The organism is Micromonospora sp. NBC_00421 (assembly GCF_036017915.1).
Taxonomy (GTDB): Bacteria; Actinomycetota; Actinomycetes; order Mycobacteriales; family Micromonosporaceae; genus Micromonospora.
This window is the reverse complement of record NZ_CP107929.1, coordinates 6,034,097-6,060,000: the sequence shown is the minus strand read 5'-3', so window position 1 is coordinate 6,060,000 and position 25,904 is coordinate 6,034,097. Positions and strand designations below refer to the sequence as shown.

Annotated in this window: 22 protein-coding genes (1 of these 22 cut by a window edge); 11 read left to right on the top strand and 11 right to left on the bottom strand. The window is 71.9% G+C overall.

All coding sequences use genetic code 11. The features are described 5' to 3' along the window. From OHQ87_RS25860 to argS, 3 genes are all read left to right on the top strand, one after another. Nucleotides 1-39, top strand: partial view of a hypothetical protein gene (locus OHQ87_RS25860; protein WP_328342015.1) — the end only. 129 nt of this gene lie to the left of the window's left edge; the window shows 39 of its 168 coding nt (coding positions 130-168); its start codon lies off the left edge, out of view; its stop codon occupies nucleotides 37-39. Between the two features lie 99 nt (nucleotides 40-138). After that, a complete protein-coding gene (trpS, locus tag OHQ87_RS25855) occupies nucleotides 139-1,182 on the top strand; it encodes a tryptophan--tRNA ligase (RefSeq protein WP_328342013.1) in 1,044 nt (347 codons plus the stop codon). A gap of 287 nt (nucleotides 1,183-1,469) precedes the next feature. Further along, a complete protein-coding gene (gene argS / locus OHQ87_RS25850) occupies nucleotides 1,470-3,188 on the top strand; it encodes an arginine--tRNA ligase (RefSeq protein WP_328348998.1) in 1,719 nt (572 codons plus the stop codon). A gap of 68 nt (nucleotides 3,189-3,256) precedes the next feature. On the opposite strand, the gene OHQ87_RS25845 is transcribed toward argS, so the two are convergent. The 4 genes from OHQ87_RS25845 to OHQ87_RS25830 all read right to left on the bottom strand — a co-directional run bounded on the left by OHQ87_RS25845 (nucleotide 3,257) and on the right by OHQ87_RS25830 (nucleotide 7,322). After that, a complete protein-coding gene (locus tag OHQ87_RS25845; protein WP_328342011.1) occupies nucleotides 3,257-3,802 on the bottom strand; it encodes an SRPBCC family protein in 546 nt (181 codons plus the stop codon). Then, entirely contained in the window at nucleotides 3,799-4,179 is a 381-nt protein-coding gene (locus OHQ87_RS25840) for a metalloregulator ArsR/SmtB family transcription factor (RefSeq protein WP_328342009.1), read from the bottom strand. The genes OHQ87_RS25845 and OHQ87_RS25840 overlap by 4 nt, the downstream gene beginning before the upstream one ends. Nucleotides 4,180-4,322: 143 nt before the next feature. Continuing rightward, nucleotides 4,323-5,387, bottom strand: coding sequence for an ice-binding family protein (locus OHQ87_RS25835; protein ID WP_328342007.1), 1,065 nt, complete (start codon nucleotides 5,385-5,387; stop codon nucleotides 4,323-4,325). A gap of 216 nt (nucleotides 5,388-5,603) precedes the next feature. After that, complete coding sequence (locus tag OHQ87_RS25830; RefSeq protein ID WP_328342005.1) at nucleotides 5,604-7,322, bottom strand: RNA polymerase sigma factor; 1,719 nt, start codon at nucleotides 7,320-7,322, stop codon at nucleotides 5,604-5,606. A 130-nt stretch (nucleotides 7,323-7,452) separates the two neighbouring features. Here OHQ87_RS25830 and OHQ87_RS25825 point away from each other — a divergent pair, with 130 nt between their 5' ends. From OHQ87_RS25825 to OHQ87_RS25810, 4 genes are all read left to right on the top strand, one after another. Continuing rightward, nucleotides 7,453-9,972 (top strand): S8/S53 family peptidase, encoded by a 2,520-nt coding sequence (locus tag OHQ87_RS25825; RefSeq protein WP_328342004.1) that lies wholly within the window; start codon nucleotides 7,453-7,455, stop codon nucleotides 9,970-9,972. A gap of 71 nt (nucleotides 9,973-10,043) precedes the next feature. Next, nucleotides 10,044-10,916 carry a hypothetical protein gene (locus OHQ87_RS25820; protein ID WP_328342003.1) on the top strand — a complete coding sequence of 291 codons (873 nt, stop codon included), beginning with the start codon at nucleotides 10,044-10,046 and terminating at the stop codon, nucleotides 10,914-10,916. Nucleotides 10,917-11,082: 166 nt separating this feature from the next. After that, nucleotides 11,083-12,306 (top strand): cytochrome P450, encoded by a 1,224-nt coding sequence (locus tag OHQ87_RS25815; RefSeq protein WP_328342002.1) that lies wholly within the window; start codon nucleotides 11,083-11,085, stop codon nucleotides 12,304-12,306. Beyond that, entirely contained in the window at nucleotides 12,303-12,530 is a 228-nt protein-coding gene (locus OHQ87_RS25810) for a ferredoxin (protein ID WP_328342000.1), read from the top strand. Before OHQ87_RS25815 ends, OHQ87_RS25810 begins: the two co-directional genes overlap by 4 nt. Nucleotides 12,531-12,601: 71 nt before the next feature. Here the strand turns inward: OHQ87_RS25810 and OHQ87_RS25805 are convergent, their stop codons facing one another. Further along, entirely contained in the window at nucleotides 12,602-13,309 is a 708-nt protein-coding gene (locus OHQ87_RS25805) for a TetR/AcrR family transcriptional regulator (RefSeq protein ID WP_328341998.1), read from the bottom strand. Nucleotides 13,310-13,423: 114 nt separating this feature from the next. On the opposite strand from OHQ87_RS25805, the gene OHQ87_RS25800 reads away from it, so the two are divergent. The 4 genes from OHQ87_RS25800 to OHQ87_RS25785 all read left to right on the top strand — a co-directional run bounded on the left by OHQ87_RS25800 (nucleotide 13,424) and on the right by OHQ87_RS25785 (nucleotide 17,671). Further along, nucleotides 13,424-14,404, top strand: coding sequence for an NAD(P)-dependent alcohol dehydrogenase (locus OHQ87_RS25800; protein WP_328341996.1), 981 nt, complete (start codon nucleotides 13,424-13,426; stop codon nucleotides 14,402-14,404). Between the two features lie 211 nt (nucleotides 14,405-14,615). Further along, nucleotides 14,616-16,010: a carbohydrate-binding domain-containing protein gene (locus tag OHQ87_RS25795; protein ID WP_328341994.1), complete on the top strand. Its 1,395-nt coding sequence runs from the start codon at nucleotides 14,616-14,618 to the stop codon at nucleotides 16,008-16,010. Between the two features lie 210 nt (nucleotides 16,011-16,220). After that, a complete protein-coding gene (locus tag OHQ87_RS25790; RefSeq protein ID WP_328341992.1) occupies nucleotides 16,221-16,814 on the top strand; it encodes a DUF4956 domain-containing protein in 594 nt (197 codons plus the stop codon). Beyond that, complete coding sequence (locus OHQ87_RS25785) at nucleotides 16,811-17,671, top strand: polyphosphate polymerase domain-containing protein (RefSeq protein WP_328341990.1); 861 nt, start codon at nucleotides 16,811-16,813, stop codon at nucleotides 17,669-17,671. Before OHQ87_RS25790 ends, OHQ87_RS25785 begins: the two co-directional genes overlap by 4 nt. A gap of 102 nt (nucleotides 17,672-17,773) precedes the next feature. On the opposite strand, the gene OHQ87_RS25780 is transcribed toward OHQ87_RS25785, so the two are convergent. The 6 genes from OHQ87_RS25780 to OHQ87_RS25755 form a co-directional block, all read right to left on the bottom strand. Further along, nucleotides 17,774-18,343, bottom strand: a complete 570-nt coding sequence (locus tag OHQ87_RS25780) for a DUF3455 domain-containing protein (RefSeq protein WP_328341988.1) — start codon at nucleotides 18,341-18,343, stop codon at nucleotides 17,774-17,776. Nucleotides 18,344-18,563: 220 nt separating this feature from the next. Continuing rightward, nucleotides 18,564-19,928 (bottom strand): poly(ethylene terephthalate) hydrolase family protein, encoded by a 1,365-nt coding sequence (locus OHQ87_RS25775; RefSeq protein ID WP_442930857.1) that lies wholly within the window; start codon nucleotides 19,926-19,928, stop codon nucleotides 18,564-18,566. A gap of 52 nt (nucleotides 19,929-19,980) precedes the next feature. Further along, a complete protein-coding gene (locus OHQ87_RS25770; RefSeq protein ID WP_328341984.1) occupies nucleotides 19,981-21,099 on the bottom strand; it encodes a ricin-type beta-trefoil lectin domain protein in 1,119 nt (372 codons plus the stop codon). Between the two features lie 416 nt (nucleotides 21,100-21,515). Next, nucleotides 21,516-22,889 carry an extracellular catalytic domain type 1 short-chain-length polyhydroxyalkanoate depolymerase gene (locus OHQ87_RS25765; protein ID WP_442930600.1) on the bottom strand — a complete coding sequence of 458 codons (1,374 nt, stop codon included), beginning with the start codon at nucleotides 22,887-22,889 and terminating at the stop codon, nucleotides 21,516-21,518. 127 nt (nucleotides 22,890-23,016) lie between these two features. Further along, nucleotides 23,017-24,747, bottom strand: a complete 1,731-nt coding sequence (locus OHQ87_RS25760; protein WP_328341982.1) for a PQQ-dependent sugar dehydrogenase — start codon at nucleotides 24,745-24,747, stop codon at nucleotides 23,017-23,019. A 31-nt stretch (nucleotides 24,748-24,778) separates the two neighbouring features. Further along, nucleotides 24,779-25,861, bottom strand: a complete 1,083-nt coding sequence (locus tag OHQ87_RS25755; protein ID WP_328341980.1) for an SMP-30/gluconolactonase/LRE family protein — start codon at nucleotides 25,859-25,861, stop codon at nucleotides 24,779-24,781. Between the last annotated feature and the right edge of the window lie 43 nt (nucleotides 25,862-25,904).

The following is a 25,904-nucleotide window of genomic DNA, read 5'->3' as shown; positions in this document are numbered from 1 at the left end:
CGGTTCCGCGCCGGCGGGCGATGGCGGCCCGTGCTCTGACGAGCCGCTCCTCCCGACCTCGATGGGCGACGACCGCCCCGGGTCGGTCGCGCGTCCGCGCGTCCCGCACCGTTCCTCCGGCACGAAAGGCGTACCAGCATGTCCGTCTCACGGATGCTCACCGGCGACCGCCCGACCGGGCGACTGCACCTCGGCCACTACGTCGGCAGCATCGCCAACCGGGTGGCGCTGCACCATCGGCACGAGAGTTTCTTCATCATCGCCGACCTGCACATGTTGACCACCCGTAACAGCCGGGACGACATCGCCGCGGTGTCCGGCAACGCCCGGGAGATGGTCACCGACATCCTCTCCTGCGGTGTCGACCCCGCGAGGGCGGCGTTCTATCTGCAGTCGGCCATTCCCGAGGTCGGCGACCTCAACACGCTGTTGCAGAACCTGGTGACCGTGCCCCGGCTGGAACGGGTGCCGTCGGTGCGGGAGATGGCCCGGGACGCGGGACGCGACGAGATCCCGTACGGGCTGCTCGGTTATCCCGTCCTCCAGGCCGCCGACATCCTGTGTGTCCGGGCGCACGTGGTACCGGTCGGCAGGGACAACGCCGCGCACGTCGAGGTGACCCGGGAGATCGCCAGGCGGTTCAACCACCTCTACGGCGACGTCTTCCCGGTGCCGGAGCTGATCATGTCGGCCACGCCGACCCTGGTCGGCACCGACGGACAGGCCAAGATGAGCAAGTCCCGGGGCAACGCCATCGCGCTCTCCGACGACCCGGCCACGGTCCGCCGCAAGGTCATGGGGATGTACACCGACCCGAACCGGGTCCGGGCCGACGTACCGGGGACGGTGGAGGGGAACCCGGTCTTCGCGTACCACGCGGTGTTCAATCCGGACCGGGAGCAGGTCGCGGAGTTCGCCGCGCGGTACCGGGCCGGCCGGATCGGTGACGTGGAGGTCAAGGAGGCCCTGGCGGGCGCGCTCAACCGGTTCCTCGACCCGATCCGGGAGCGCCGCGCCCGGATCGAGGCGCAACCCGGGCTGGTCGACCAGCTGATCGTCGAGGGCACCGAACGGACCCGGGAGCGGGTCCGGGCCACCCTGGTGGAGGTCCGCCGGGCAATGGGGTTGACCGCCGCCTACCAGCAGGTCCGCCGCCGGGCCGTCGCGACCGGATCGTCCTGAGCCGACGTACGGCCACCGGGCCGGTCGGCGATCGCGGTGTACCCGCCGCCGGCCGGCCCGCTACGCTGGCGGACATGACCAGCGTGACAGCTCGGCACACCGGAACGTCGTACGACGTCCAGGTCGGTGCCGGGCGACGCCGGCGATCCGTCGCCCGCCCGCGCTGACCATTCCCCTGCGACCGGCGGATCGAGCCGCCGGTCACCTCCGCTGCCCTCGGTCCGTCCGCAGACTCTCCCCCTCCGGAGATCCGCGTGACCGACGGATCCGAGCAGATCGGCGTACCCATGGATCTTGAAAGGCTGCTCACCGACCGGCTGACGCCGGCGTTCACCGCCGTGGCCGGCGAACCGGTCGCCCCGGTGGTACGGCGCTCGTCGCGCGCGGACTTCCAGTCCGACGCGGCGCTGGCGCTGGCGCGGCGGCTCGGCCGGCCGCCGCGCGAGATCGCCGGGGCGGTGCTGGACCGCGCGGTCCTCGACGACGTCTGTGCGGCGGTGGAGGTTTCCGGGCCCGGCTTCGTCAACCTGACGATCGCCGACGACGCGTTGGCCGCGATGGTCGCCGCCCTGGCCGGCGACGACCGGCTCGGGGTGCCGGTGGCCGCCGATCCGGAGACCGTGGTGGTCGACTACTCGGGGCCCAACGTGGCGAAGGAGATGCACGTCGGGCACCTGCGCTCGACTGTCATCGGCGACGCGGCGGTACGGCTGCTGGGCTGGCTCGGGCACCGGGTCGTCCGGGTCAACCACCTGGGCGACTGGGGCACCCCCTTCGGGATGCTGATCGCGCACCTGGTGGACCTCGGTGAGGCCGGGGCGGCGCAGGAGCTGTCCATCGGCGACCTGGACGGGTTCTACCGGGCGGCCCGCTCGAAGTTCGACGCCGACCCGGAGTTCCGGGCGCGGGCCCGGCAGCAGGTGGTCGCGTTGCAGGGCGGTGACCAGGAGGCCCGGCGGCTGTGGCGGCTGCTGGTCGCGCAGTCCCAGCGGTACTTCCTGACCGTGTACCGGCTGCTCGACGTGACCCTGACCGAGGACGACTTCCGGGGCGAGAGCGCCTACGACGACCGGCTCGGCACGGTGGTGGCCGACCTCGACCGGCTCGGGTTGCTGACCGACAGCGCCGGGGCGACCTGTGCCTTCCCTCCCGGGTTCACCGGACGGGACGGCGCCCCGCTGCCGTTGATCGTGCGCAAGGGCGACGGCGGCTACGGCTACCCCGCGACGGACCTGGCCGCGCTGCGGCTGCGCACCGGCGAGCTGGGCGCGACCCGGCTGCTCTACGTGGTCGGCCTGCCGCAGCGGCAGCACTTCGCGATGGTGTTCGCGGTGGCCGGGCAGGCCGGTTGGTTGGGGCCGCAGGCCCGCGCCGAGCACCTCGGCTTCGGCTCGGTCCTCGGCCCGGACGGGCGGATGCTGCGCAGCCGGGCCGGGGAGTCGGTGAAGCTGGTCGACCTGCTGACGGAGGCGGTGACCCGGGCGACCGCACTGGCCCGGACCAAGAACCCCGAGCTGGACGAGGCGAGCGCGGCCGAGATCGGCCGGGTCGTCGGCATCGGGGCGATCAAGTACGCCGACCTGTCCACCGACCGGACCCGCGACTACGTGCTGGACTGGGAGCGGATGCTCGCCCTGGACGGCAACACCGCCCCCTACCTCCAGTACGCGTACGCCCGGACCAGGGCGGTGTCGCGGCGGGCCGGCACGCAGGTCGGCGCGGACGCCCGGATCGTGCTCGGAGAGCCGGCCGAACGGGCGCTGGCGTTCGAGCTGCTCGGGTTCGCCGCCGTCGTCGACGAGGTGGCCCGGACGGCGGAGTTCCACCACCTCGCCGGCTACCTGCACCGGCTGGCCACCCGGTTCAGCGCGTTCTACGAACGGTGCCCGGTGCTGCGGGCGGACGGGGAACTGCGGGCGAGCCGACTGCTGCTGACCGAGCTGACCGGGCGGACCCTGCGGCAGGGGCTGCACCTGCTCGGCATCCGCACGGTCGAACGGATGTGAGCGGACGGCCGCCGGACAGGTGCTCCGGGAAGTCGCGTCCGACCAGGTCGGACGCGACTTCCCGATGGTCAGGTGCGCCGGGTACGCAGCTCCTCGAAGTACGGCTTCATCGCCGGGTAGTAGTCGCCGAAGTCGACCCTCGGGGTGGCGGTACCGGCGGCCATCAGCGCGTCGGTACCGGCGACGGCGTCGGTACCGGCGGCCACCAGCAGGTCGAGGTAGTACTCCCAGCCGGGGCCGATCTCGCCCACGTGCACCTCGCTGTCGAGGTGGTGGGTGAACCGCAGCTCGGTGGTGCCGGCCGTCTCGGTCAGCACCAGCTCGATCCGCCAACCGCCGGACTCGTCGGTCGCCGACACGGCCAGGTGCCGGGGGGCCTCGCACGACTCGATCCTCAGCTCGGTCCAGGGCGTCCCCTCCTCGAACGCCATCTGCAACCGGATCGTCCGGCCGGGGCCGGCGTCCCCCTCCCACCGCCCGAACCAGCGGGCTGTCCGGTCGGGTTCGGTGACGCTCGCCCAGACGTCCTCGATCGGGGCGCGGAAGGTACGCACCAGCACCAGGTCGGTGCCGGTGACGGTGCGGAACAGCTGCCCGCTGGGGGTGCCTGTCATGCGGTCTCTCCTACTGCTCGGTGCGGCCTGTCGCGGGTGCGGCGCTCACGGCGGGTGCGGTGCACCTCCGTCTCCAGCGCGTCGAGGTGGTGCGCCCAGCCGCGTGGGCGGCGGAACCCGGCGAGCCAGTCGACGAGCGCGGTGAACCGGTCGGCGTCGAGCCGGTAGAGCCGCTGCCGGCCCACCAGCTCGCTCCGCACCAGGCCGCTCTCCCTGAGCACCCGTAGGTGGCGGCTGACCGCCGGCCTGCTGACCGGGAAGCGGTCGGCGATCTCCCCGGCGGGCAGATCGCCGTCCCGCAGCAGTTCGAGGATGCCGCGGCGGATCGGATCGGCGATCGCCGCCGCCACCTCGTCCACCATTGAAGCGTAACCCATCGGTTACATGTCCGCTCTCCTTCCCGTCGCTCGGTCGTCGGGGCGGGTTGCCGTCCGAAACGCACCGAACCGCTGCTCGGCAGCGGTTCGGTGGGTGACGCCAGCGGGTCCGGCGGCCGGTGACCGGCCGCCGGACCCGAGGGTCAGGACGTCCTACGGCGTCGGTGCAGCAGTGTCAGCAGTGCCGCACCGGTGGCGACGGCGAGGCTGCCGACACCGGTCAGGACGGGCACCAACGTGCTGCCACCACTGCCACCCGTGACGGGCAGTTTGGTGCGGCTGGGGGTGGGCTGCCCGGTCGGGGTGCCGGTGGGCTGCCCCGTCGGCGTGCCCGTCGGCTGCCCGGTCGGGGTGCCGGTCGGGGTGCCCGTCGGCGTGCCCGTCGGCGTGGCCGTCGGCGTGGCCGTCGGCGTGGCCGTCGGCGTGGCCGTCGGCGTGGCCGTCGGCGTGCCGGTGGTGGGGGTGCCGGTGGGTTGCAGGCAGGCAGGGGTGGTGATGGTGTTGGTGTCGAGGGTGACGGCACCGGTCTGGGCGAGCGCGCGGCCCTGGAGGGTGGCGCCGGTGGTCATCGTGATCGACGTCTGGGCGAGGATGTTGCCGACGAACTGGGTGCCGGTGCCGATGGTCGCCGAGCTACCGACCTGCCAGTAGACGTTGCAGGGTGAGGCGCCGTTGATGAAGACCACGCTGCTGTTGGAGGCGGTGGTGAGGGTCGACTCGATCTGGAAGATGAACACGGCTGCCGGGTCGCCCTGGGTGTCCAGGGTGAGCTGCCCGGTCAGTTGTGCGGCGGCGAGGCGGTAGACGCCGGGGGTGAGGGTGGTGCCGCCGAGTTCCGCAGGCAGGACGGTGAAGGGTGTGCGTCCGGCGGCGTCGTTGTAGGCGGTGGTGAGGTCGTTCTTGGCCTGGAGGGCCACGGCGTCGCCGAGGTGGATCTCGCCGCCGACGGTGCCCGGCGGGAAGCCGGGCGCGGTGTTGCCGGGAGAGACGCCCAGGCTCTGTTCGAGGAACGTCGCGCCGGTGTTGGTCACGGTGGAACCGGCGAGTACGGAGAAGTTCGCGGCGGTGCCCAGGCCGACCGGCGCTTCCGCGGCGCTCGCGCCGGTGCCGCTGAGAATCAGCACGGCGGTGGCGGTGACGCCGGCGGCGATGGTAGCCAGCGCCGCCAGGACGGCGCGTCGTGGGCGGCGCGATGTGGTGACAGTCAAGGTGTGCCCTTTCACGAATGCGTTTCGCCGCACTTCGGTGACCCGGTTTGTCGTCTGGTGGGGAACCAAGGCGGATGCAATCGGACTTTGACACACTTAACGGCACTAAATGCCTATAACAGGAATATCTCCCAGTCCGGACATGGGCCCATCGTGTGGCCGGTGGTGGCACCCGGCAGCGGCGCGGTGCCTGACTCCACCACCATGTCCTTCCGATCAGCCCGGCCGCACACACGTGTCCTGCACCGTGTACGACCGGCTTCCCGCCACCCGGCCGTCGGCGGCGGTCAGCCGTACCGACCAGGTAACAGCCGACGCGCGCAGCTGCCCGACGGTCGCCCGCGCGGACGACCCGTCCACCGTCATGGCCCGGCTCTCCGGTGCGCCGTCGGCAGGGGTCCACCGCACCCAGGCGCTGTCGATCGTGGCGCTGCCGGTGACGCGGACGACCAGGCTGTAGGTGCCCGCACCGCAGCGCACGTGTGCGTTCGCCGACACCGTGAAAGGGGCGGCGATCTGCGGCGTCCCGGCCGGCCGGGACGCGGCCGGCGGGCGGCCCGGGCCCGACCCGGCGATCGTGGTGGCGTCAACCGGCAGCGCACCGGGCGTGGGCGGGCCATCGACACCGGGCGGGCCGGAGGTCGGCACCGTCCGGCCGGGGGCACCGGCGGTGGTGGCAGCGACCGACGGCCCCGCCAATCCGTTGAACGGCGCGCCGGACGTGTCCGCCACCCGCTCGGCGACCGGCCTGCCAGGTGCGAGCGCCCAGGTACCGACCGCGACGAGGAACAACAGAACGCCGGCGAGCGTGAGCCACCGCCGCCGGTCCCGCCGGCCCCGGGCCGCGGTCGCGGCGGTCGCCACCGGAGTCACCCGGACCGACTGGACGGCGGCACGCGACGCCACCGATCCGCCCCGGGCCACCGATCCGCCCCGGGCCACCGCATCGCCCCGGGCCACCACATCGCCCGGAACCACCGCATTGCCCGGGGGCGCAGATTCATCCGGGGCCACCGCATCGTCCGGGGGCACCACCGGCACGGGTCCGACAGCCGGTACGGCACCGGCCCCGTCTCCCGACCCGACAGGCACGTCGGCGGGTGGCCCGGCAGGCACCTCCGCAGGCGGCCCGGCGGCAACGGCCTGGAGGGCGGTCGGGTCAGCGTCCGCGAGTCTCGGCCACACCGTCTCGGCGACCACGAGGAAGCCCGGTGCCGTGTACGCGGTCAGCAGCGCCGCCGGGTTGCACTGTTCGCGTCGGAGCAGCCCGCACCGGGCGCAGTCGTCGACGTGTCGGGCGACCCGCTTGCGCAGGGTCGGGGTGAGCCGGCCCTGCCAACCGTCGAGCAGGTCGGCCAGGGCCGGGCAGTCCCGGGCTCCGCTGCGGGCGACGAGCAGCGCACCGAGCGCCCGTTCGAGCTGGGAGCGGGCCCGGGACAGCCGGGCGTGCGCATGGTTGGCGGACACCCCGAGCGCCGCGCCGACGTCGACGGAGGACAGGTCGTGGCGGATCGCCAGGTGCACCACCTCACGGTCGCCGGGGTTGAGTGCGGCGATCGCCAGGTGCACCAGGTCGCGTACCTGGTCGGCATTGACGGCAGCGGCCGGGTCGGCGGCGTCGGCCACCGGCTCGGCCGCCTCCGTCAGGGGCGCGGAACGGGACCGCTGCCGCAACTGCCGCAGGCACTCGGTCCGCACGATCGCGTACAGCCAGGGCCGCAGCCGGTCCGGGTCGCGCAGCTGGTCGATGCGCTGACCAGCGAGGAGGAACGCGTCGTGGACGGCGTCCGCCGCCGCCTCCGGCTCGCCCAGCATCATCCGGGCGTACGTGTAGAGCCGGTCGGCGTACCGCCGGTAGATGCCCTCCAGGCCGGCCCGGTCCCCCCGCCGCAGCAACTCGACGATCGCCCGGTCGTCCTGCGCCGTCACGTCCATCCGTGCCCCCACCGCTCGTCTACCGGTCCAGTAGAGCGAAGAAAAAGTTCTCCGGGAACTTTCTGTTGGCATGCCGACCCGACGGCGCTCCTACCGGTGTCATCGCACCGCCGACACCGGGGAGACACCCATGGACAGGACACGTTCCGCGACACACCGACCGGGCGCCGGGAGACGCCGGTACCTGGCCACCGTAGTGGTGGCGACGCTCGCCGCCGGACTCGTCGCGACCACCTCGGTGGACGCCACCGCCGCCACCGTGCCGGGCGGACCGGCCGGGGTGCCGGGCACCACCAGTGCCGAGCCACTGGCCTTCCGGGTCGACCCGGGCCTGGCCGCGCCACGGCTGTCGCTCGACCCCGTCGGCCGCACCGGCACCGGTCGCGAGGTCGGCGTGGTGGCCGGACCGGACGGCTCCCCCGCCGGCCTGGTGCTCGACGAGGTCATGGTGCACGTCGCCGGCCAGGCCGAACTGGACGCCTTCCTGGCCCGCTGGGGTGGTCAGGTGCTCGATTCGTTCGCACCGGACGCCGAGGGGCAGGACCACCTGGTCCGGGTGGACGCCGGTCGGGCCGACCCGGCGGGACTGGTCGCCGACCTGCTCGCCGCCGAGCCGCGTCAGTCCGGCGGGTACCGGGTCGGTGACGAGCGGGCGCTGCGGCTGCTCGCGCTGGCCGCCGCCGAGTGGCGGACGGGCACCGAACTGGTCCTCGACTGGCTGGTGGAGCCGTCCGGCATCGTCGACGGCCAGGTGTTCGAGGCTCCCGACATCGGCAAGAACGTCTTCGACTGGACGTTCATGCGGGCCGGTGGCGCGCTGGACATCGGGGTCGCGCCGGCCTGGCAGCTACTCGAGAGCAAGGGCAAGCTGACCAAGCAGGTGAAGTACCTGGTGCAGGACGGCGGGTTCCAGTCCAACGCCGACTTCCCGAGCAAGGTGTCGCTGCACAAGGCGGAGTGGGGCGAGACCAACACCAACGACTGCACCGGTGGTTCGGCCTGCCCGTGGCACGCCACCGACGTGGTGCTCGCCGGGATGGGTCGGGTCGACAACGACTACGGCACCGCCGGTCCGGCCGGTCCGGTGGTCCAGGAGCTGGTGGGCGTCCGCAACGGCATCGACTACTGGACGGTCCTGCGGCGGCTGGAGAAGGCCGCCGAGGCGACCCACCCGGACGTGGTCAACCTCAGCTTCAGCCGGGACGTCAACCTCGGCGGCAACCACGCGCGCACATGGACCGACCGCCGGATGAAGCACGTCAGGGACACCGGTGCGCTGATCGTCGCCGCCGCCGGCAACAACGGCACGAACGTCGACGGCGACACCCTCTGGGTGCCCTGCGAGAGCACCCACGTCATGTGCGTGGGCGGGATGAACACGAACGCGACGGTGGCGGGCGGGTCGAACTGGGGCACCAAGGACCTCACCACGTCGGTGGAGATCTACGGTCCGATGTGTGTGGCGGGCCTGACCGATCCGGGCACGCCGGCGGTCAACACCACGAAGACCACCTGCGGCACCAGCGTGGCCTCGCCGTTCGTGGGCGGGGTCGCTGCCCTGGTGATGGCCGCCGACCCGACGCTCACCTCCGAGCAGGTCCGGGCCATCCTCAACGGCACCGCCCACGTCGGCGGGCTGGGCGCCAAGGTGACAGGCAGCCAGCGCCGGGTCGACGCGCTGGCCGCCGTCGCCGAGGCGCTGGGCGTCACCGTGGGCAAGCCCACGGTGCACATCAGCACCCCGAAGACCAAGCAGAAGTTCGGGGTGAACCAGTCGGTGGACCTGTGGGGCACCGCCACCGACTTCCTGGGCAAGGAGATCCCGCTCACCTGGACCAGCAGCATCGACGGTGAACTGGCCACCGGGTCGCAGACGTTCGTGCCGTCGCTCTCCGCCGGCAGCCACGTCATCACCGCCAGCGCCACCGACAGCCTCGGGCGTACCGGGTCGGCGTCGGTGACCGTCACGGTGGTGGACAGCCCGACGACGGTGGGGATCATCTCGCCACCGGCGGGGTCGACCCTCCCGGCGGGGCAGCCGGTCGGGCTGCTCGGCACCTCGAACGATCCGGACCTCTTCGGGCAACTCCCGGACGCGAAGGTGTCGTGGACGGTCCGGCGTGGCAACACGGTGGTCCTGGAGAAGACCGGCCACCAGGCGCTGCTGCCGGCGAACGCGGTCACGCCGGGGGCGTACACCGTGACGTTCGCGGCGGGTGGCGCGAGCGTGCAGCGTGCCTTCTCGGTCACCTCGGCACCGGCCGGGCAGTCCCGGCCGACCGCCACGATCACCCTGCCGGCGTCGGCCCTGGAGTTGACCACGATCGAGGCCGGGCCGAAGTCGGTCGCGTTGGCCGGGACCGGGGTCGACGTCGAGGACGGCGCGGTCGCCGGGACCCGCTTCCGGTGGACCGCGTACGGCGACGGTGGCGTCAAGCAGGTGCTGTGCCAGGGCAGCGGGGTGCCCACCGGCGAGCCGGTCGACGACAAGGGCACGCCGAAGAACTGTGCGTCCTTCACCGCGGCGCTGGCCCAGCTGACCAGTGGCACCGACACCACCACCTGGTCGGTCTGGCTGGAGGTCTTCGACTCGACGGGACTGGTCGGCACGGACTCCGTGCCGGTCCGGATCCGGCGGCTCACCCCCTGACCGACCGTTCCCCGCACATCCCAGACGAACCGGGACCGACCGGTGCCGGACCGAACGAACAAGGAGACACCATGCGCAAGGAACTGCACCGACACCGGTGGACGCGTCGGGCGGTCACCCTGGGCGGCGCCCTGCTGAGCACGGTCGTGCTCGGTCAGGTCGCGCTCAGCGGGCCGGTGGCGGCGGTGCCCGGCCTGTCGATCCGTACGACGACCGGGCCGAGCAACAGCGTCGCCAAGTCGCAGAGCGCGGTCTGCCCGACGGGCACCGCGGTCATCGGCGGCGGTGGGGCGATCACCGGGTCGGGCCTCGGCCAGGTGGGCATGGACATCGTGCAGCCGCTGGCCGACGCCGCGCTCTACTCGGTGACCGGGCGCGAGGACCCGAACGGTGTCGCCGGGAACTGGGCGGTCACCGCCACCGCGATCTGTGCCCCGGCACCGGCGGGTCTGGAGGTGGTGACCGGCCACTCGGCGGTCAACTCGACCAACCCGAAGTTCCTGGAGTTGTTCTGCCCGGCGGGCAAGCGGGCGATCGGCGGGGGCGGTGCGGCCGTCGGCTCGGGGGCGAGTGACGTGCTCCTGGAGGACCTGCGGATCCACCAGAGCAGCGTGACGGTGGCGGGGGTCGAGGCCGGCAACGCCTTCGCGGGCAACTGGTCGGTGGACGCCTCGGTGATCTGCGTCGACCCGCTCGCCGGGGAGCAGCGGGTGACCGTGGACAGCGCTGACAACTCGACGGCCAGCCGCACGGTCACCGCGACCTGCCCGGCCGGCACCCGGGTGCACGGGGTGGGTGGCGAGATCGTCGGCGGTGAGGGTCAGGTACGTCTGACCGAACTACGGCCCACCTCGTCGACGACGGCGACCGTCCGCGCGGCGGAGGACGAGAGCGGTTTCAGCGGCAACTGGAAGGTACGCGCGTACGCCGTCTGTGCGAGCTGAGCGGTCGACCCTCGGGTCGACCGCTACCCACCGGCCCCACGGCCCGCGCCGATCCGTCGGCGCGGGCCGTGGGGTCGTCGACGGCGCAGGGTTGTGTGGACCCCGGCCGATGAGTAACGTCATGCATCGATACGATTACTCAGGGTCATGGCAGGAGATGTTCCACATGACACAGTCCACGAAGACCGAGCTGCCCCAGTGGCCGCCGGTCAACTCGGCCCGCAGCCCGTTCACCCCGCTCGACGACGCCGAACGGCAGCGGTACGTCGGCCCGGTGACCCGGGTGCTGCTGCCCACCGGCGCGACCGCCTGGCTGGTCAGTCGGCACACCGACGTACGTCAACTGCTGCGCCACCCGGCGTTCAGCTCCGACCTCAGCCGCCCCGGTTTTCCGCTGCTCCGCCCGCTGCCACCCGAGGCGACGCGGAACTCCGAGGGCACGTTCATCCAGCTGGACGGCGATGCGCACTTCCGACTACGACGGATGCTCACCGCCGAGTTCATGATCAAGAACGTGCGTCGGATCGAGCCGCTGATCGCACAGACCGTAGACGAGGCCCTGGCCGACCTGGCCGCCGCCGGCGCCCCGGCCGACCTCGTGTCGACGTTCGCCCTGCCCATGCCGTCCAAGGTGATCTGCCACCTGCTCGGCGTCCCCTATGCCGATCACGACTTCTTCCAGTCCCGCAGCCGCGTCCTGCTCGACCGCGGGACGTCGCCGGAGGAGATCCAGCACACCGTCGGGGAGCTGCGGGACTACCTCCGGGCGCTGATCGACCGTAAGCGGGTTCGTCTCGACGAGGCGGACGACCTCCTCATCCGGTTGATCCGGGAACGCGTCGAGCCGGGCGAGCTCGGCGTCGACGAGTTGGTGGGGATGGCGCTGCTGCTGCTCATCGCCGGCCACGAGACCACCGCCAACATGATCGGCCTGAGCGTCCTGCTGCTGACCCGCCACCCCGAGCAGTACGCGCTCCTGCGCGACCGACCCGAACTCGCGGCCGGGCTGGTCGACGAACTGCTGCGCTACCTCAGCATCGTCCGGACCGGTCTGCTCCGAGTGGCCACCGAGGACGTCGAGATCGGCGGCCGGCTGATCCGGGCCGGCGAGGGTGCCATCGTCCTGATCGCGCTGGCCAACCGGGACGCCGAGGTCTTCGACGAACCCGACGGGTTCGACCCGTACCGGCAGGCCCACCGGCACCTGGCCTTCGGGTTCGGGATGCACCAGTGCATCGGGCAACCGCTCGCCCGCGCCGAACTGCGCATCGCGCTGGTGGAGCTGGCCCGCCGTTTCCCCGACCTCCGCGTGACGGCGGACCCGCAGGAGCTGAGCACCCGGGACAACTCGATCGTGTTCGGCCTCGACGCCCTCCCGGTGACCTGGTGACGCCCGGCCCGCGGGCGGACGAGGGGACGACGTTGCGGGTGGCAGTCGATCGGGCGCGCTGCTGTGGATCGGGCAACTGCGTCCTCGCCGTACCGGAGGTCTTCGAGCAGGACGACGCGGACGGCCTGGTGCTGCTGCGCGACCCCGCACCGCGCGCAGCCCTCCGGGAGCGCCTCGACCGGGCCGTCGACCTCTGCCCGGCCGGCGCGATCCGGGTCGGCTGAGACCGTCCCCTGAAAAGCCGCCGGTGACGACGGCCGGCTGGTGGGCCGGATCGCGCAGCACGCCCGGCGGATCAGCGTGCCGACGTCCAGCCCTGCCGGCGTAGCCGTTCGATGCCGTCCAGCAGCAGGTCCAGCGCGAACTCGAACTCGAACTGGTCGTCGCAGCCCTGTCCCACGACGGACCCGTCGTCGTGGGACGCCGCCAGGGCGATCTCCGCGACGTGGGGAAACCGGGCCGCGACCTCCGGCGGTAGGGGCGCCGGAGGTTCCGGGTCGGTCGGACCGGACCGACCCGCTTGCCGGGAGGCGTCGAACAACTCCTGGCTGAAACCCAGGATCCGGCTGCCCATCGCGTGCATGACGTGGTGGGTGAGGTCGACCGAGAGCCCGCCGGCCCGCAGCGTCCCGATCATCGAGTCGAGGTAGGCGAGGACGGCAGGCGTCGCCATGTTCCGCGACTCGATCGCGAGAGGCGCCCAGGGGTGACGCCGGAGCACCCGCCGCGCCGACAGGACGCGTCGGCGGATCGCCCGCTTCCAGTCGACGTCCGGCACCAGCGGGTCGATCTCGTCGATTATCACGTCGACCATGCCGTCGAGCAGTTCGTCCTTGTTCGCCACGTGCTTGTAGAGGGCCATCGGCACGACGCCCAGATCCTGCGCGAGGTTGCGCATGCTGAGCGACTCGATCCCGGCCCCGTCGGCGAGCGCCACGGCGGCGCGCAGCACCCGGTCCCTGCTCAGGGGCGTCCGGCGCAGCGTCTCAGCCTGCTCAACCATCTCGGTTCCCGTCCTCGGTCGGCGGAGAGACCATATCCGCATTGACAGGTGTACGCCGTACACCTACCGTGATGAGCGTTAGGTGTACGGCGTACACTAGCGAGGAGGGGATGGATGAAGGCGATCGTCCAGGATCGATACGGGTCACCGGAGACGTTGTCGCTGGCGGACGTCGACGTGCCGGTGCCCGCCGCAGACGAGGTGCTGGTGCGGGTCGAGGCCGCGGCAGTCAACGCGTACGACTGGCATGTGATGCGGGGCGATCCCCGGATGGCGCGGTTGGCCCTGGGCGTGACGCGGCCCCGGGCGCGCGTCCGCGGCCGCGACTTCGCCGGTCGGGTCGAGGCCGTCGGCGTCGACGTGCGACAGCTACGTCCGGGCGACCACGTGTTCGGTGACCTCGGGGACGCAAACGGGGCGTTCGCCGAGTACGTGTGCGCCCCGGTGACCCGGGTCGCACCGAGGCCGGCGAACCTGACGTCGCAGCAGGCCGCCGCCCTGCCGCTGGCCGGCTGCACCGCACTGGCGGGACTGCGCGACGCCGGGCGGGTCGGGCCCGGCCACCGGGTGCTCGTCAACGGCGCCGCCGGTGGCGTCGGCACCCTCGCCGTCCAGCTCGCCACGGCGCTCGGCGCGACCGTGACCGGGGTCTGCAGCAGCCGAAACGTCGACCTGGTCCGCTCGCTCGGCGCCGACCGGGTCGTCGACTACACCCGGGCGGACTTCAGCCACGGCCCCCGCCACGACGTCGTGTTCGACCTGGTCGGCAACCGCTCCCTCACCGCGCTCCGGCGGGCCCTGACCCCCACCGGGACGCTGGTGCTCTCCGGTGGGGGCGGCTACCACGGCGGCAGCCTCCTCGGGCCCGTCCGGCTTCTCCTGCGGGGGCGGCTGCTGGCGCCCTTCGTCCGGCAGCGCATCGTCGTCCCCACCGCGACCCCCGACCCGGAACAGCTCGACACACTCCGCCACCACGCCGAGGCCGGCCACCTCACCCCGGTCGTCGACCGGACCTATCCGCTCCACGAGGCGCCCCTGGCCATCGGCCATCTCGAAGGTGGACACGCCCGCGCGAAGGTGGTCATCGTCATCTGAGCCGCCCCGACCCACCCCTTCATGACATTGCTGTGAATAGGCTGTCATCCATATATATACGCCGGATTCTGCGCCTCAAGAGCTATCGGAGCGATCGGCCTTTCATTTACGATCCTCGATGTTGAGCCTCGTTCACCTTCCGTTCACCCTGGCGGAAGCCCGCGTTCGGGGCACCCATCGGCCACCGCCCCCACCGAGGAGCAGGACCACCATGAAAGCCACCGCACGCCGCACCACCGCCCTGGCCGGACTCACGGCAGCCCTGCTGGCCGGCCCGCTCGCCGTCGCGGCCGTCGCCGCCGCAGCGACCGCCACGATCACCCTCAACGGCACCGGCGCAAGCGTCTCCGGCAGCAACGTCACCGTCGCCGGCAGCGCCGTCACCATCACCGCCCCCGGCTCGTACGAGATCAGGGGCACGTTGAACAACGGCTACGTCAGGGTGGACTCCGCCGTCACCGGCACCGTGGAACTCGTCCTCGCGGGCGCGTCGATCACCAACTCGACCTCCTCGCCGTTGTACGTGACCAGGGCCAGCGCGGTCACCGTCACGCTCGCCGCCGGGACCAGCAACAACCTCACCGACGCGACGACGTACACCAACAGCGGCGAGCCGGACTCCGCACTGTTCAGCGCCGCCGACCTGACCATCGGCGGCACCGGCTCGTTGACCGTGCGCGCCAACCACGCCGACGGCATCGTCAGCAAGGACGACCTGGTGATCCAGTCCGGCACCATCACCGTCAACGCGGTGGACGACGCGATCCGGGGCAAGGACTCGCTCACCGTCAACGGCGGCACGATCAACGTGACCTCCTCCGGCGGCGACGGGCTCAAGTCCAACGACACCGAGGCCGGCAAGGGCGTCCTCACCATCACCAACGGCACGATCACGGCCTCCGTCGCCGACGACGCCATCAAGGGCGAGAACGTGCTGGACATCTCCGGCGGCACCATCAACGTCACCCGGTCCTACGAGGCGCTGGAGGGGCTCCAGACCACCATCAGCGGCGGCAACATCACCGTCGTGGCAAGCGACGACGCGGTCAACGCCGCGGAGGAGGGCCTCGGTGAGATGGAGCCCTCCGCGATCGCGTTCATCAAGGTCACCGGGGGCACGGTGGTGGCCACCGGTGGCACCGACGGCTTCGACTCCAACGGATCGCTCACCTTCGCCGGGGGCACCGTGGTGGCCCGGGGCTCCAGCACCAGGGGCGGTGGCGAGGGCGCCATCGACGCCGACGGACCGATCGCCTTCACCGGCGGCACGGTGGTGGGCGCCGCGCTGACCTCGTTGGCGGTCTTCCGGGCGGTGCCGAACACCGGTCAGGGCTGGGTGGCCCCCCGGTTCAACGCCAACCTGGCCGCCAACACCATCGTGCACGTCGTGTCCGGCAGCACGGTGCTGGCCTCGTACCGGACCTCGGCCACCGTCCGGGAGGTCGTCTTCTCGTCCAACCGGATCACCAACGGTCAGCGGTACGACATCTACACCGGTGGCAGCGTGAGCGGCACCAACGTCGGCGGCCTGTACACCGGCGGCAGCATCACCGGCGCCACCCGGGTGCTGACCGGCGTCACCGCCGGCAAGTACGGGCGGTTCTGAGTCGTCGGGCTCGCCGGTCAGGGTCCGATCGGCCCTGACCGGCACCCCGGACGACGGTGGCCCCCCTCGTTCCCCCGGCTCCCGGCCCACAGGGCCTCCGCATCCGACGGCCCGGTCGGGTGCTCACCAATCTTTCACTCATCGATCTGCTGCCCATCCGTCGGACGCCGGGGACCGGGAAGACGGCGGGCGGAGACCCGAAGGAGAAATATGTCGCGCATGGTCCTGGCCGGAGTGGACCTGGTCGCCGTGGTCCTGCTCGTCTTCGCGCTGTACTTCCCACGCCACCGGCGGCGGGACCTGGTGGTGGCCTACCTCGGCGTCAACGTCGGCGTGTTCGCCGTAGCCAGCTCGCTCAGCAGCAGCACCGTCGGCGCCGGCCTCGGGCTGGGGCTGTTCGGGGTGCTGTCGATCATCCGGCTCCGCTCCACCGAACTCGACCAGCACGAGGTGGCGTACTACTTCTCGGCGCTCGCACTCGGCATCCTCGGCCCGCTCTCCGGCACCTCGGTCTGGATGGTCGGCGCGCTGACGGCGCTGATCCTCGCCGTGATGTACGTCGGGGACCACCCCAGGCTGCTGCGCCGGTACCGCCGGCACGTCATCGTGTTGGACAGCGCGGTCACCGACTCCGTCGCCCTCACCGCCCACCTGGAGCAACTGCTCGGCGCCCGGGTGCACAACGTCAACGTGGAGCGGATCGACCTGGTCAACGACACCACTGTCGTCGACGTCCGCTACTCGCGGCCGAGGGTCACCGCGGCCGGCGGGCGACGCCCGACCCAGACGGGTACGGCGCGATGACCCCCTTCGGCCCGTCCACCGCCGCACTGGCCCACCTCACGCCGATCGGGCTGGCGGAGCTGACCGAGCGCGCCGCCCTACAGACCCGGTTCGACCGCAAGTACCTGCTTCCGCTCGCCGAGATCCCCCACCTGATCGCCGGGCTCGACCGGACCGACCAGGTGCTGGAGATCGACGGCAGGCGGTCCTTCCGCTACGAGTCGATCTACTTCGACACCGCCGACCTGATCAGCTTCCGACTCACCGCCCGCCGACGTCGCCGCCGATTCAAGATCAGAACACGGACGTACCTCGACTCCGGTCTCTGCTGGTTGGAGGTGAAGACCGAGGGCACCCGCGGCGGCACGGTCAAGCAGCGGCTGCCCTACCGCCCCGACGACAGCCGCACCCTCACCCCCGGACGGTCGTTCGTCGACGGTGTGCTCACGGCCGTCGACACCGGGCCCGCCCTGACGTTCGCGCCGACTCTCACCACCGGCTACCTGCGCAGCACGCTCTATCTGCCCACGACCGGAAGCCGGGCGACCATCGACGTCGCACTGCACTGGGAGGACAGTCTCGGTCGTCGGCTGGCGCTGCCCGAGCTGGCGATCGTCGAGACGAAGACCGGCTCCACCGCCTCGCACGTCGACCGCCTGCTCTGGAGTCGGGGGCACCGCCCGGTGGCCATCTCCAAGTACGCGACCGGGCTGGCCGCCCTCGACCCCGAACTGCCCGCCGTCCGCTGGCGGCGCACCCTGAGGCGGCACTTCACGCCCGCCGGCAGCCCGCCTGCGGCGACGGCCACGACGGGCCACCGTCGCGACGGGATCTTGGACGACCGGGACGCCTCGACGATCCACGCGGGGCGTACGTGACCGGTTCGCCCCGGACCAGTGGCACCCGGTCCTCCTCCCCGTGGAACGGCGCGACGACGCGGTCCGTACGCCCCGGGCGAGGCGGTCCTGCGGCGCGCGACGCTACCGCTTCGCGGCCCAGAGGACGTAGACCGCGCCGTACGGCACAGCGGTCGTCGCACCGTCGACGCAGGAGCCGGTCGGGGCGACCCCGCCGGAGGTCAGCAGACGGTTGATGTAGGCGACGTCGTCGAGGATGCCGGTGCCGGAGTGGGTGTCCACCGTCAGCAGCAACTCGGGGATGCTGCCCCGACGCGGCCTCTCCGCTGTCTTCTTCGCCGTGACGAGGGAGCCGTCGCGCTCGGACTGCCAACTCGGGCCCTTGAAGTGGTGGATCCGGCCACCGGTGCCGATCAACTGGGCCTCCGGCACGGACGCGCCGGTGAACACGCCGCCGGCACACGTGTAGGTCTGCGTGCCACGGGTGACGACGTACGCGCCGACGAGGCGGGACCCCGCCGGTGGGGCGATGGCCGGGGCGATCCGCGGGACGTCGACCCGGCGGGCGTCGGGGGCCACGGCGACCGGCGCGGCCACCTCTGCGGCGGACGCCTGATGGGTCACCGCGCCGACCGCCGCCAGCACACCGGCCATGCCGGTCACCGCGAGAGCCCGGACCCGGGAGCGAGACATGCGGAGCATTCGATTCCTCCGTTCGGACGGGCGCAACCGCGCCCACGTCGTCCTACACGTGAGGAACGCCTTCCGCGATCAATGCGACACGGGATCTGACGATCGTTCGTCCCCGAGCCGACGTACGGGTCCGGTGGCGCCGCATCCGCGCGGCGAGGCCGCCCACCTCACGTCGAGCAGGTGGGCGGCCTCAGGTCAGGGGCCGGCGGACGGCCCTCGGTCAGGGGCTGGTGCAGGTCGGCGACGGGCTGGTCGGCGTGCCGGAGCCGAGGAAGCCGAACGTCGTCGAGGTGCCCGGGGCGAGCGCGCCGTTGTAGGTGGCGTTGCGTACGGTCGCGGTCGTGCCGCTGGTGCTCAGGGTGCCGTTCCAGACCTGGCTGACGCTCTGGCCGTTGCCCAGACTCCAGCGGACGGTCCACCCGTTGGTGGCGGCGGCGCCGGCGGTCACCGTGACCTCACCCTGGAAGCCGCCGGACCACGAGTTGACGGTGCGGTAGGTCGCGGTGCAGCCGGTACCGGCGGGCGGAGTGGTCGCCGGTGGAGTCGTGGCCGGCGGGGTGGTGGGTGGCGCAGTGGTGGTGGGTGGCGGGGTGGTGGTGGGTGGCGGGGTGGTCGTCGGCGGCGGGGTGGTGGTGGGCGGGGTGGTCGGCCCGCCCGGCGGCACCAGCGGGCAGGTGGAGCTGTACCGGGAGACGCCGGTGCTGTCCGCCAGCGGGCAGAGGAACTGGGTGTAGCGGGTGTCGTTGTCCAGGAAGATCTTGAGCCAGGGGATCAGGAGCCGCATTTCGGTCGGGTTCGACCTGGTGAACGACAGGTGGTCGTTGCCGGCCAACTCCGCCCAGGCGTGCTCCACACCGGCGGGCAGCGTGTTGTAGATGCCCTGCACGTAGGAGGGGGTGACGGTGCCGTCGTTCTGGCCCGACAGCAGCAGGGTGGGGACCTGGGTGGTGGACATGTTCAGGTTGTTGCCGGGCGTGCCGGGGGCGAGGCCGACCGCCGTCTTGAGCGACGACCGCCGCAGCGCCGCCAGGAGCGTCCCGGCCCCGCCCGCGGAGTGGCCCATCACGCCGAGCCGGTTGGCGTCCACCCGGGTGCGCACCGGGCTGGTCCGGGTCAGGTAGTCCAGCCCGGCCAGCAGTTGGGTGGCGCGGGCGTCGGCCCCGTCGGTACGGCTGTTGGTCTCGATCCCGAGCACCACGAACCCGAAGGACGCCAGCCAGGGGCCCATCCAGGCCTCCTCGTTGGCGAACAGGGCGGAGTAGCCGGGGACGATCGCCACCGCGCCCCAGGTGCCCAGGCTGGTGTCGGTCGGGTAGTAGACGTACCCGCCGTTGAAGCCGTTGCCCGCCGGCACGGTCGCCTGCGTCGTGGCGAACGGGCCCCGGGTGGCGGCCACGCTCGCCAGGGTCGGATCCGGACCCCGCTGGTACGGGCTGTCCGCGGCCGCCGCGTGCGGCGTCGTCGCGGACACCGCCAGGCCGAGGACCACCGCGAGCCCGGCCGTCAGCCACCTGGCGACACCGGACCGGCGGACGGACGGCGTACGGTGTGCGGTCCCCGGTGGCGGGGCTTGCGCTGTTGGCAGGTTCACTTCTCGCTTCTCCTTCGATCAGACAGGCCGGGGCCGGCCGGGTGAGCTACCGACGGCTCCACTGCTGGTTGGCCTGGCCGGTGCAGGTCCACAGGACGAGCTTCGTGCCGTTGCCGGTGCCCTGGTTGTAGGGGTCCAGGCAGAGGCCGGACTGCACGCCGGTGATGGTGCCGTTGGCGTTGACGGTCCACTGCTGGTTCGTGCCGCCGTGGCAGTCGTAGATGGTGACCTGGGTGCCCGGGGTGGTGCCGTAGCCCGCCGCGTCGAGGCACTTGTTGCCGTAGACGGTCAGCGCCCGGCCGGAGGTGTAGGTCCACTGCTGGTTGCTGCCGCCGTGGCAGTCCCACAGTTGCACCTGGAGGCCGTTGGTGGTGGCGGAGCCGGGCACGTCGACGCACCGACCCGACGGGGTGCCCACGATCGCGGTGGTCTGGCCGCTGCCGTTGCCGCTGCCCGGGTTGCCGATGCTGCCCGGCACCGACTGCAACGCGCTGTACCAGCGGGCGGCCATCTTGTCGTAGCCGCCGGCGGTGGGGTGGATGCCGTCGATCAGGTCGCCGGTGGTCAGGGCGCTCTGCATGTCGACCAGGTGCACCCGCTTGCCGGCGTTCACCTTGCTCTGCACGATGCCCGGGATCGCCGCGTTGAAGGTACGCGCGGCCGCCGCCTGGTTGCTGTTGGAGAGCGTGATGATCTGCGCGACGAACACCTCCGCGGTGGGTGCGGTGGTGGTGATCCGGTCGATCAGGGTGGAGAGCCGGTTCGGCGCGGTGCTCACGTTGTAGTTCTGGAGGATGTCGTTGGTGCCGATGTGCAGCAGGACGGTCTGCGGCCGTTGGGTGTTCAGCCAGCCGACGATGTTCGCGTCGATCTGGTCGATGCGCCAGCCGGGATGCCCCTGGTGGTCGTGGTCACCCAGGCTGGCCGGCCCGTTGAACTGCGAGCCGACGAAGTCCACCGTGTAGCGGCCGCCGGCCAGGCGCTGCCAGAGGCCGATGCGGTAGCCGCCCGGCACCTGGGTGCCCTCGGTGATGGAGTCACCGAGCGGCATCACCCGCGTGCCGCCGTTGGACTCCGCCTGTGCCGGGCCGGCCGGTGTCACGACTCCGGCGACCATGACACCGAGCGCGGCGAGCGCCGCGAGCCATCTTGTCCTCGTTCGCATGGATCTCTCCCTGGATCGGTGGAGCTGGCCGAGGACGAGGGCCGGTCGGCCGGTCGCCATGGTGGGCTGGCGACACGTCCGGGAGGGTGGGTCGACCGGGGGCGGCGGCCACCGGCTGCCGGCTCCGGCCGGACCACGCCGACAGCCGCATCGGCATGGTGGCGCTGCCTCGGCACTGGGACGGTTTGTGAGCGTTAACAGTGACTATTGTAAATTCTTTGTGACGGTCCGGTCCACCTCGCCCCGGATCCGCCCCCGGTCAGCGCGCCCGTTTCGCCAGCCGACCGCCCGCGAACGTGCGCCCTCGTCCCCCGTCGTCCCGGGGCGACGGTCCGCCGTGCTCCGCCGCGGCGGTTCCGGGTGCGTCCCCCGCCGGCTCTGGTGGGGGACGCACCCGTGGTCCCGGGCAGGGTGGCTCAGCTCCGCAGCGCCCACCGCTGGTTGGCCTGACCGTTGCACGTCCAGAGGATCAGCTTCGTGCCGTTGCCGGTGCCGGCCGCATTGGCGTCCAGGCACAACCCGGACTGCGCGTTGGTGATGGTGCCGTTGGTGTTGACGTTCCACTGCTGGTTGGTGCCGCCGTGGCAGTCCCAGATGATCACCTGGGTGCCGTTGCCGGTGCCCGACCCGCTGGCGTCCAGGCACTTGCTGCCGTAGACCGTGAGCTGTCGTCCCGAGGTGCGGGTCCACCGCTGCCCGACGGTGCCGGCACAGTCCCACAGCTGCGTCTGGACGCCGTTGGTGGTGCTGGCGTTCGGCACCTCCAGGCAGCGGCCCGACTGCTCCCCCACGATGCTGACCCCGGCCGTCGGCGTGGTCGGCGTGGGGGTGGGGGTGGTGGACGTGGTCGGTGTGGGGGTCGGGGTGGTGCCGGTGCCGTCGAGGCCGAGAAAGGCGATGGCGTACGCGATCTGACCGGCCTGCGGCAGCTCGTGCCCCACCCCGCTGATGCTGATCCCCTCAACCGTCGCCCGGGTGCCGGTGTCGCCGTACCGGGTCCTGGTCCAGTTCGACTGCGGGCGGTCGGTGGAGGCCGGGGTCTGGCTCAGCCCGGTCAGGTTGGTCCACTGCTTGATCTCTTCACCGAAGTTCACGTACGACAGGGTGGTGTCGGTCGTCCCGTGCAGAAACTGCATCCGGGGGTACCGGCCGGTGTAGCCGGGATACATCCCCCGGGCGGCGTCGCCCCACTGCTGGGCGGTCTTGGTGAGCTGACCGCCGGCACACTGGCCGTTCCAGGTGTTGCTGCTGCTGCCGGTGGCGAAGCAGGTGGCGGGCACCCCGCTGAACGACGAGCCGGCGGCGAACACGTCCGGGTACTGCGCCGCCATCACGTTGGTCATCATCGCGCCGGAGGAGAACCCGCTGACGAACACCCGGTTCGGGTCGACGTTCTGCCGCTGCTTGGCGTAGTTGACCATCGAGATGATGCCGTCGGAGTCGCTGCCGCCGCCGCGCCGCAGCCCCTGCGGCGAGTACACGTCGAAGCACTTGCTGCTCCGGGTGACCTCCGGCAGCACGATCACGTAGCCGTACCGGTCGGCGGCGGTGACGTAGTCGCGTCCGTTGCCGTTGAAGATCGCCGGCCCGGACCCGCCGCAGTAGTGGATCAGCACCAGCAACGCCGGCCTCGGCCCGACGTTGTCGGGAACGTAGAGGTACATGTTGAGGCCGCTGGGGTTGTTGCCGAAGTTGGTGACCTGGGTCAGCGATGCCGCCGCGGCCGGTTGTGCCGTCATCAGCACGGTCATCGCCAGCAGCGGCACGACCGCGCTGACGACGGCCGTCACCGCCCTGAGTAGACGTCTCACGGGCAGGGTCTCCGATCTAGGGGGACGGGGGTGCGGTGCGGTCACCGACCGGTTGGTCGGCGACCGCACCGCAGGTGGTGGTGTGCCGGTACGCCTCGGCCCGGGGCTACCTGCCGAGGGTCACCTTGAGAATCCGCTCGTTGCTGTTGTTCGGGACGCTGTCCTTGTCGCCCCCGGTGCTCGTGGTCAGCCACAGGTTCCCGTCGAGGGTCGGCTCGACGGTCCGCAGCCGGCTGTACGTGCCGACGAAGTACTGCTGCACGTCGGTGAGCGTGTTACCGCTGATCACGGCCCGGTACATCCGGTTGCCCCGCAGGCAGGCGAGATAGACCACGTCCCGGACGATGGCCAGACCGCTGCACGAGCCGTCGGCGACCGGATAGGTGTGCACGGGCGCGAGGTAGTTCGGGTTGGCGCAGCTGCCCACGGTGCCCTCGCAGGCCGGCCAGCCGTAGTTGCCACCCCGGACGATGATGTTGGTCTCGTCCATCACGTTGTTGCCGAACTCCTGCTCGAAGAGCCGACCCCGGGAGTCGAACGCCAGCCCCTGCGGGTTGCGGTGGCCGTAGCTCCAGACCGCGTTGCCGAAGGGGTTGTCGGACGGCACGGTGCCGTCGGGGCGGATCCGGAGCACCTTGCCGCCCAGGTCGTTGACGTCCTGGGCGCGGTCCGGGCTCTGCCCGTCACCGGTGGCGGCGTAGAGCATCCCGTCCGGGCCGAACCGCAGCCGCCCGCCGTTGTGGTACTTGTTGCGCGGGATGCCGGTCAGCAGCACCTGCACGGTGCCGGTCTGCAGGGTGCCCTCGTAGCGGATGCGGACGATCCGGTTGTCGGTCGTGGTGGTGTGGTAGATGTACAGCCACCGGTCGGTGGCGAAACTCGACGACACGGCCAGACCGAGCACCCCGCCCTCGCCGTTGGTGCCGGCGACGTTGGGCACCGTGCCGATGCTGCGCTTGTTGCTGCCGTCCGGGTTCATCGCGACCACGTCGAACAGGTCACGCCGGCCGTAGAGCACGGTGCCGTCGGGCAACTGCACCAGCCCCCACGGCAGGTCCCGCTCGGTGGTGACCACCGTGGTGCCGCAGACCGCGCTGGTACAGCCCGACCCGGTACGTACGGTCACCGCGCTGCTCGCCGCCGAGGCGTTGCCCTGCGCGTCCCGGGCGACCACCGTGTACCGGTATTCGGTGTCGGCGGTCAGCCCGGTGTCGGTGAACGAGGTCGCCGGCGGGTTGGTGGCCGTGCCGGTGACCGAGCCGACCGTCACCCCACCGCGCAGGACGTCGTACCGGGTGACCGCGACGTTGTCGGTGGCGGCCGTCCAGGTCAGCGTGACGTCGGTGCCGTTGGCGGTGGCCGCGAGGTTGGTCGGGGTGGTGGGCCGCTGGGTGTCGGACTGGCAGAACGGCGGCGTGACGGGGAGCGTGGCACTGGCCTGCGACACGTTGCCGGCGGCGTCCCGGGCGTTGACGTACCAGCCCCAGGTGACGCCCTGGGCGACGGTGAGCGTGGCGGTCAGCGTCCTGCCGGCGACCGAGGTGACCAGCTGGCCGTCGTGGTAGATGTCGTAGTACGCCACGCCGACGTCGTCCCGGGACGCCGACCAGGTGAGCGTGACGGACTGGCAGGTCAGCCTGCTGCTGCGCAGGTTGGTCGGCGGGGTGGGCGCCCGGGTGTCGGCGAGGGCCCGGCCGGCGGCAGCCGTGGTGGCCGTCGTTCCGGCCGGCGGCGTCGGCGGGCCCGCGGTGACCGGCGCGCTGGCCAGGACGGCACAGGCGCTGGTCAGCAGGGCAACGGTGACGAGATGGCCGGGATGACGAGGACCTTTTCGCACGCGATACGTCCCTTCCTGCGGAACATGGTGGTCAGTACGGGTAACCGGGCACGTTGAGCCGCACGCTGTACAGACCGGAGTCGTTGGTGCGGCCCGAGGTGACGTAGAGGGTCCGCCGGTCGGACCCGCCGAACGCCACGTTGGTGGTGCCCGAGGAGCCGGACCGGATCGTGCCGAGCTGGGTGCCCGTGGGCGAGTAGACGTGCACCAGGCCGTCGCCGCCGGAGGTCCAGTACACGTTTCCGGCGCAGTCGATCGTGCCGCCGTCCGGGCCGCCGACGTAGTTGACGAACACGCTGCGGGGCCCGGTGCTGCCGTCGGGCGCGACGGCGTACTTGTAGATCTTGTTCTCGCCGTAGGCGCCCACGTAGAGGGTGCTGCCGTCCGGGGAGAGCGCGATGCCGTTGGGCTGGCGCAGCGCGTCGTCGACAAGCGACACCTGGCCGCCCGAGACGCGGAAGACGCTGGTCCGCCCGCTCATCTGGTCGGGACGGTTGCCGCGCTGGAAGTTCGGGTCGGTGAAGTAGACGACGCCGTCCGAGCGGACCGCCACGTCGTTCGGCGAGTTGAACGCCCGGCCCTGGTAGTTTCCGGCGACGACGCCCCGGGCCAGGTTGTCGAGCCGGTACGTCGAGACGCTGCGCTGGTCGTGCGTGGCGGCGACGAGCTGCTGCCCGTCGGGGGTGAGTGCGAGCCCGTTGCTGCCCGCGTTGGCGATGAACGTGTCGAACGTGGCAGGCGGCGTGAAGCGCCGGATCGTCGACGGTTGGACGTTCTCCGACCCGGTGCCCGCGCCCATGTCGGAGAAGAGCAGGTAGCCCCGGTCAGCGATCCAGACGGGCCCTTCGAGGAACGAGAAACCGCCGCGGATCTTCGTGGCCACGACCGACGTCGAGGGCAACGGCGGGCCGTAACCGGTGCCGGTCGGGCAGACGCCGGGCGGTGCGCCGGGCGGCCCGGCCAGGGCGTCGACCGCCTGTTCGGCGCTGCTGTGACCGTTCACATGACCGGTCCGGCCAAGCGGCACGGACGAGGCGGCGGTGCCCGCCGGGACGGCGGCGGGCAGAGCGAGGAGGAGACTGGCCAGCGCGGTGGCGGCCGGGTGCAGGACCATCGAGAGCTCCGATCGGCGAGCGGGCCCGCCGTCGGCGGGTCGC

Coding starts and splice junctions, on each gene's coding strand:
- OHQ87_RS25790 (WP_328341992.1), top strand. CDS start 16,221: ATGTCGCGCATGGTCCTGGCCGGAGTGGACCTGGTCGCCGTGGTCCTG.
- OHQ87_RS25820 (WP_328342003.1), top strand. CDS start 10,044: ATGCGCAAGGAACTGCACCGACACCGGTGGACGCGTCGGGCGGTCACC.
- OHQ87_RS25805 (WP_328341998.1), bottom strand. CDS start 13,309: ATGGTTGAGCAGGCTGAGACGCTGCGCCGGACGCCCCTGAGCAGGGAC.
- OHQ87_RS25780 (WP_328341988.1), bottom strand. CDS start 18,343: ATGTCTCGCTCCCGGGTCCGGGCTCTCGCGGTGACCGGCATGGCCGGT.
- trpS (WP_328342013.1), top strand. CDS start 139: ATGTCCGTCTCACGGATGCTCACCGGCGACCGCCCGACCGGGCGACTG.
- OHQ87_RS25785 (WP_328341990.1), top strand. CDS start 16,811: ATGACCCCCTTCGGCCCGTCCACCGCCGCACTGGCCCACCTCACGCCG.
- OHQ87_RS25815 (WP_328342002.1), top strand. CDS start 11,083: ATGACACAGTCCACGAAGACCGAGCTGCCCCAGTGGCCGCCGGTCAAC.
- OHQ87_RS25800 (WP_328341996.1), top strand. CDS start 13,424: ATGAAGGCGATCGTCCAGGATCGATACGGGTCACCGGAGACGTTGTCG.
- OHQ87_RS25845 (WP_328342011.1), bottom strand. CDS start 3,802: ATGACAGGCACCCCCAGCGGGCAGCTGTTCCGCACCGTCACCGGCACC.
- OHQ87_RS25825 (WP_328342004.1), top strand. CDS start 7,453: ATGGACAGGACACGTTCCGCGACACACCGACCGGGCGCCGGGAGACGC.
- OHQ87_RS25795 (WP_328341994.1), top strand. CDS start 14,616: ATGAAAGCCACCGCACGCCGCACCACCGCCCTGGCCGGACTCACGGCA.
- OHQ87_RS25755 (WP_328341980.1), bottom strand. CDS start 25,861: ATGGTCCTGCACCCGGCCGCCACCGCGCTGGCCAGTCTCCTCCTCGCT.
- argS (WP_328348998.1), top strand. CDS start 1,470: ATGGATCTTGAAAGGCTGCTCACCGACCGGCTGACGCCGGCGTTCACC.
- OHQ87_RS25830 (WP_328342005.1), bottom strand. CDS start 7,322: ATGGACGTGACGGCGCAGGACGACCGGGCGATCGTCGAGTTGCTGCGG.
- OHQ87_RS25840 (WP_328342009.1), bottom strand. CDS start 4,179: ATGGGTTACGCTTCAATGGTGGACGAGGTGGCGGCGGCGATCGCCGAT.
- OHQ87_RS25770 (WP_328341984.1), bottom strand. CDS start 21,099: ATGCGAACGAGGACAAGATGGCTCGCGGCGCTCGCCGCGCTCGGTGTC.